General features: G+C 67.1%; 6 protein-coding genes and 1 riboswitch. Of the genes, 5 read left to right on the top strand and 1 reads right to left on the bottom strand.

Features of this window, described 5'->3' with window-relative positions:
* The 5 genes from BGN95_RS13755 to BGN95_RS13735 all read left to right on the top strand — a co-directional run.
* A partial coding sequence (locus tag BGN95_RS13755) for an amidohydrolase family protein (RefSeq protein WP_286772956.1) occupies positions 1–380 on the top strand: 380 nt, incomplete at its 5' end.
* The gene (locus tag BGN95_RS13750; protein ID WP_286772955.1) at positions 377–853 is read left to right on the top strand and encodes a nucleoside deaminase; all 477 of its coding nucleotides are present in this window, start codon (positions 377–379) and stop codon (positions 851–853) included. The genes BGN95_RS13755 and BGN95_RS13750, both read left to right, overlap by 4 nt.
* A 138-nt stretch (positions 854–991) precedes the next feature.
* Positions 992–2,176: a cyanate transporter gene (locus BGN95_RS13745; protein WP_286772954.1), complete on the top strand. Its 1,185-nt coding sequence runs from the start codon at positions 992–994 to the stop codon at positions 2,174–2,176.
* A 48-nt stretch (positions 2,177–2,224) separates the two neighbouring features.
* The gene (locus BGN95_RS13740; protein ID WP_286772953.1) at positions 2,225–2,569 is read left to right on the top strand and encodes a RidA family protein; all 345 of its coding nucleotides are present in this window, start codon (positions 2,225–2,227) and stop codon (positions 2,567–2,569) included.
* 43 nt (positions 2,570–2,612) lie between these two features.
* Positions 2,613–2,721, top strand: a riboswitch (SAM-I-IV-variant riboswitch).
* Positions 2,722–2,773: 52 nt separating this feature from the next.
* A complete protein-coding gene (locus tag BGN95_RS13735) occupies positions 2,774–3,820 on the top strand; it encodes a threonine aldolase family protein (RefSeq protein WP_286772952.1) in 1,047 nt (348 codons plus the stop codon).
* Between the two features lie 11 nt (positions 3,821–3,831).
* On the opposite strand, the gene BGN95_RS13730 is transcribed toward BGN95_RS13735, so the two are convergent.
* Positions 3,832–4,302 carry a YkgB family protein gene (locus BGN95_RS13730; RefSeq protein ID WP_286772951.1) on the bottom strand — a complete coding sequence of 157 codons (471 nt, stop codon included), beginning with the start codon at positions 4,300–4,302 and terminating at the stop codon, positions 3,832–3,834.
* Between the last annotated feature and the right edge of the window lie 97 nt (positions 4,303–4,399).

Below are 4,399 nucleotides of genomic sequence, written 5' to 3'. Positions count from 1 at the left end.
TGCTCGAAAAGGCCGGGGTGACGATCATGGCCGGTACCGATGCGGGCTTCCTCAATTCGTTCGATTATCCCGCGCTCGGGCTGCATCAGGAACTGGCGCTCTATGTCGAGAACGGGCTGACCCCGGCCGAGGCGCTCGCGGCTGCGACCCGCGCCGGGCCGGCGTGGTTCGGCAAGCTCGATCGTTACGGTTCGGTCGAGACGGGCAAGCAGGCCGATCTGGTGCTGCTCGATCGCAACCCGCTGGAGGACATTCACGCGACGCAGACGGTCAATACCGTGGTGCTGCGCGGCAAGGTCGAGGATCGCGCGACGCTCGACCGGCTGCTCGCGGAGGCCAAGGCCAAGGTCGCGAAATGGGATGCGGAGGCGATGAAATGACCCGCGACGCGGACGACCGGCGCTTCCTCGATGCGGCGATCGCGCTGGCGCGCGGCAATGTCGAGCGCGGCGGCCGGCCGTTCGGCGCATTGGTGGTGAAGGACGGTGCGGTGATCGCCACCGGGGTCAATATGATCCTCGCCACCAATGACCCCACCGCGCATGCCGAAATGAGTGCGATCCGCGCGGCGAGCCAGGCGCTCGCCTCGCCGGATCTGTCGGGCTGCACCGTTTATGCGAGCGGACACCCCTGCCCGATGTGCCTCGCCGCGATGCGGATGGCGGGGGTGGGAGAGGTCGCCTTCGCTTATTCTAACGAGGATGGCGCGCCGTTCGGGCTGTCGACCGCGGCGATCTATGACGAATTGCGGCGGCCCTTCGCCGAGCAAAGCATGACGATCCGGCATGTCGGCGCGGCGGATGCCGCGGCGCCGGCGATCTATATCGAGTGGCAGCACGCCGATCGGGGCTGACGTGTTGCGCGCGACCTCCCCTCCGTTCGCCCTGAGCTTGTCGAAGGGCTGCCTTTCTTCGCCCGAAGAAAAGTGCAGGGCTTCGACAAGCTCAGCCCGAACGGGGAGAGCGAGTCCGGCGTCAATGCAGGGCGAAAGATGAGTTCTGTCGAACACCCCCGCCGCCTGCTGCTTCTGCTGATGGTGGTGCTCGTCGGGCTCAACCTGCGCCCGTTCCTCACCGCCACCGGGCCACTGGCCGGCGGGATACGCGCCGATACCGGCATGACGTTCCAGACCATGTCGCTGCTGACGCTCGTGCCGATGGCGTTGATGGGAGTGTTCGCCTTTGCCGGCCCCGCGCTCGAGCAGCGCATCGGTGCGCGGCGCGCGATGATCGCGGCGCTGGCGGTGATGGCCGCCGGATCGGCCGCGCGGCTGTTCGTATCGAGCGCGGGCGAGCTCGTCGCGACCGCTGCGCTGATCGGGGTGGGGGTGGCGATCGTCCAGGCGGTGTTCCCCGGCATCCTCAAGCGCCATTTCGCGGGGCAGCTTGCGGTGATCATGGGGCTTTATTCCGCGACGTTGATGGGCGGAGGCGCGGTCGGCGCGCGGCTCTCACCGCTCATTGCGGCGCTCGCCGGCGGGTGGCGTGTCGGGCTCGGCTGGCTGGTCGCGCCGGCTGCGGCGGCGCTGCTCGTCGCGGGTTTATTCCTGCCGCGCGATCCGCAGCGCGCGGATAGCGCCACGATCCGCGTCGGCCATTTGCTGCGCCGTCCGCGCACCTGGCTGCTGATGGTCTGCTTCGGGCTGGTCAACGGCGGTTATTCGACCGTGATCGCGTGGCTCGCGCCCTTTTATCAGGAGCGCGGGTGGAGCGCGGGGACGAGCGGAACCTTGCTCGCGGCGATGGCCTTGTCGCAGGGGATTGCCGCATTGCTGTTCCCCGCGCTTGCGCGGCGCGGACGCGATCGGCGCGGCTGGCTGTGGCTGACGCTGGTGTTGCAGGCGACCGGGTTCTTCGGGCTCGCGACGATGCCCGATCTGGCGCCGCTATTATGGGCGGTCGCGGTCGGCGCCGGGCTCGGCGCAAGCTTCGCGCTGACGATGATCGTCGCGCTCGATCATCTCGATCATCCCGCCGCCGCGGGCGCGCTCGCCGCGTTGATGCAGGGCGGCGGTTTTCTGCTTGCGGCACTCGCGCCGTGGGTCACCGCCTTGCTGCATGAGCGGACCGGCGGGTTCGCTGCCGGCTGGGGAATGCATCTCGGCATCGTCGCACTCGTCACCGCGCTGACCGCGCGGCTCGCGCCGCATTCCTATGCGCGCGCGCTGGCGGGTTAGGAGCCGATCGACTATGCGCGCCGCAACATCTGTCAGGAGCGAGAATCTATGATCGAACGTATCGAATCCGGCGCGCGCATGAGCCAGGCCGTCATCCACGGCGACACGATCTATCTCGCGGGGCAGGTCGGCGCGCCCGGCGAGAGCGTCACTGCGCAGACCACCGCCGTGCTGGCCGAGATCGACGATCTGCTCGCGCGCTGCGGCAGCGATCGCAGCCATATCCTGAGCGCGACGATCTGGCTGGCCGACATGAACGACTTCGCCGAGATGAACAAGGTATGGGATGCCTGGGTCGCTCCCGGCGCCGCGCCGGCGCGCGCGACCGGCGAGGCCAAGCTCGCCACCCCCGATTATCGCGTCGAGATCATCGTCGTCGCCGCGCGCAAATAAGCGGATCGAGATTGCGGTTCCCGGCGGCGGCTGCTAACCGCCGCCGCAACATCAAGAGTCGGGCCGACGTCCGACACCAACCTGCTCCCCGAGCAAGGTGGTGCCTCCGATAAAGGGGGGATGTGGCCGGACCGGCAACGAAACGGGGTCAAGCCGCGCGATACGTCGATCCGATTCTGGTGCCGCACCAGAGAAGGAACCGACATGGCCGATCGTATCCAGCAATTCGCCAGCGACAATTATGCCGGCATCTGCCCAGAGGCGTGGGCGGCGATGGAAGCCGCCAATGCCGGCTCGGCCACCGCTTATGGCGACGACGAATGGACCGCGCGCGCGGCGGACGGGTTTCGCACATTGTTCGAAACCGATTGCGAGGTGTTCTTCGCGTTCAACGGCACCGCGGCCAATTCACTCGCGCTCGCGGCGCTGTGCCAATCCTATCACAGCGTGATCTGCTCCTCCTTCGCGCATGTCGAAACCGACGAATGCGGCGCGCCGGAATTCTTCTCCAACGGATCGAAATTGCTCGTCGCGCCGACCGACGACGGCAAGCTGACCCCCGAGGCGATCGTCCGGCTCGCGACCAGCCGCGCCGATATCCACTTCCCCAAGCCGCGCGTGGTGACGATCACCCAGCCGACCGAGACGGGGCAGGTGTATAGCGTGGAGGACGTGCGCGCGATTGCGGCGGTGTGCCGCGATCTGGGGCTCAAGCTGCACATGGACGGCGCGCGTTTCGCGCAGGCCTGCGCCAGCCTCGGCTGCGCGCCGGCCGATATCACGTGGCGCGCCGGGGTCGACGTTCTGTGCTTCGGCGGCACCAAGGCCGGGATGGCGGTGGGCGAAGCGGTGATCTTCTTCGATACCGCGCTGGCGGCGGATTTCGATTATCGCTGCAAACAGGCCGGGCAGCTCGCGTCGAAGATGCGCTTCCTTTCCGCGCCGTGGACCGGGTTGCTCGAAAGCGGTGCGTGGCTGCGTCATGCGCGGCACGCCAATGATTGCGCCCGCGCGTTGGCGGCGGGGATCGGGAATTGCGCGGAAATCGAGTTGATGTTCCCGGTGCAGTCCAACGCGGTGTTCGTGAAGGCGCCCGCCGCGGTGCTCGATGCGCTGCGCGCGCGGGGCTGGCGTTTTTACACCTTCATCGGCGGCGGCGCGCGCTTCATGTTCGCGTGGGATTCGGATCCCGCCGAAATCGCCCAGTTGATCGGCGACGTTCGCGAGGCGACCGAGATGGCGATCGTCTGACGGCCGGCCTTTCAGCGCGATGCCGCCCCGCCGGCGCCCAACAGCCGGCGCGCGGCATCGATCGCGAGCGCGAAGCAAGCGGCCAGCAACACCGCGTCCTTAAAGAGAAATTGCGCGCGCCCGGCCATGAACGGGAAGCCATAGCCTTCCTCCCACAGATTGCCGTCGAAACTGAAGCTGAGCGTGACGAGGAAGGTCGCCATCCCCATCAGCGCGCCGAACAGCCCGGCGCGCGCAGAAACGGCGCCGGCGGCGATCAGCGCGCCGGTGATGAGCTCGACGGTGCCGATGGCGTTGCTCGCGCCCTGAACGCCCCAGATCGGATACATCCAGCCGAACAGCCAATAGTTTTCCGCCGTGCGCGCGACGCCTTGGGCTTCGTAAGCGGCGAATTTGGCAATGCCGAACATGAGGAAGGTGAAGACCAGCGATGCGCGGAGCGCGTGGGTGGCATATTGCGGGTTGAGGATTCTGTTGATCATTTGTCCTATTATCAATTCGTTACTTAGTAGAGATGCGGCTAAAAGCAGCATCGCGGCCTGTATCGGCGGTGTCCTGTTAGCAGTTGCGTGCATTATT

Source organism: Sphingomonas sp. 66-10, assembly GCF_001897045.1.
GTDB lineage: Bacteria > Pseudomonadota > Alphaproteobacteria > Sphingomonadales > Sphingomonadaceae > Sphingomonas > Sphingomonas lycopersici.
This window is presented reverse-complemented; position numbering and strand designations above follow the sequence as displayed.

What these genes read in the sequence shown, in the direction of transcription:
- BGN95_RS13735 (WP_286772952.1), top strand. Translation starts at nt 2,774, where the DNA reads ATGGCCGATCGTATCCAGCAATTCGCCAGCGACAATTATGCCGGCATC.
- BGN95_RS13730 (WP_286772951.1), bottom strand. Translation starts at nt 4,302, where the DNA reads ATGATCAACAGAATCCTCAACCCGCAATATGCCACCCACGCGCTCCGC.
- BGN95_RS13745 (WP_286772954.1), top strand. Translation starts at nt 992, where the DNA reads ATGAGTTCTGTCGAACACCCCCGCCGCCTGCTGCTTCTGCTGATGGTG.
- BGN95_RS13750 (WP_286772955.1), top strand. Translation starts at nt 377, where the DNA reads ATGACCCGCGACGCGGACGACCGGCGCTTCCTCGATGCGGCGATCGCG.
- BGN95_RS13740 (WP_286772953.1), top strand. Translation starts at nt 2,225, where the DNA reads ATGATCGAACGTATCGAATCCGGCGCGCGCATGAGCCAGGCCGTCATC.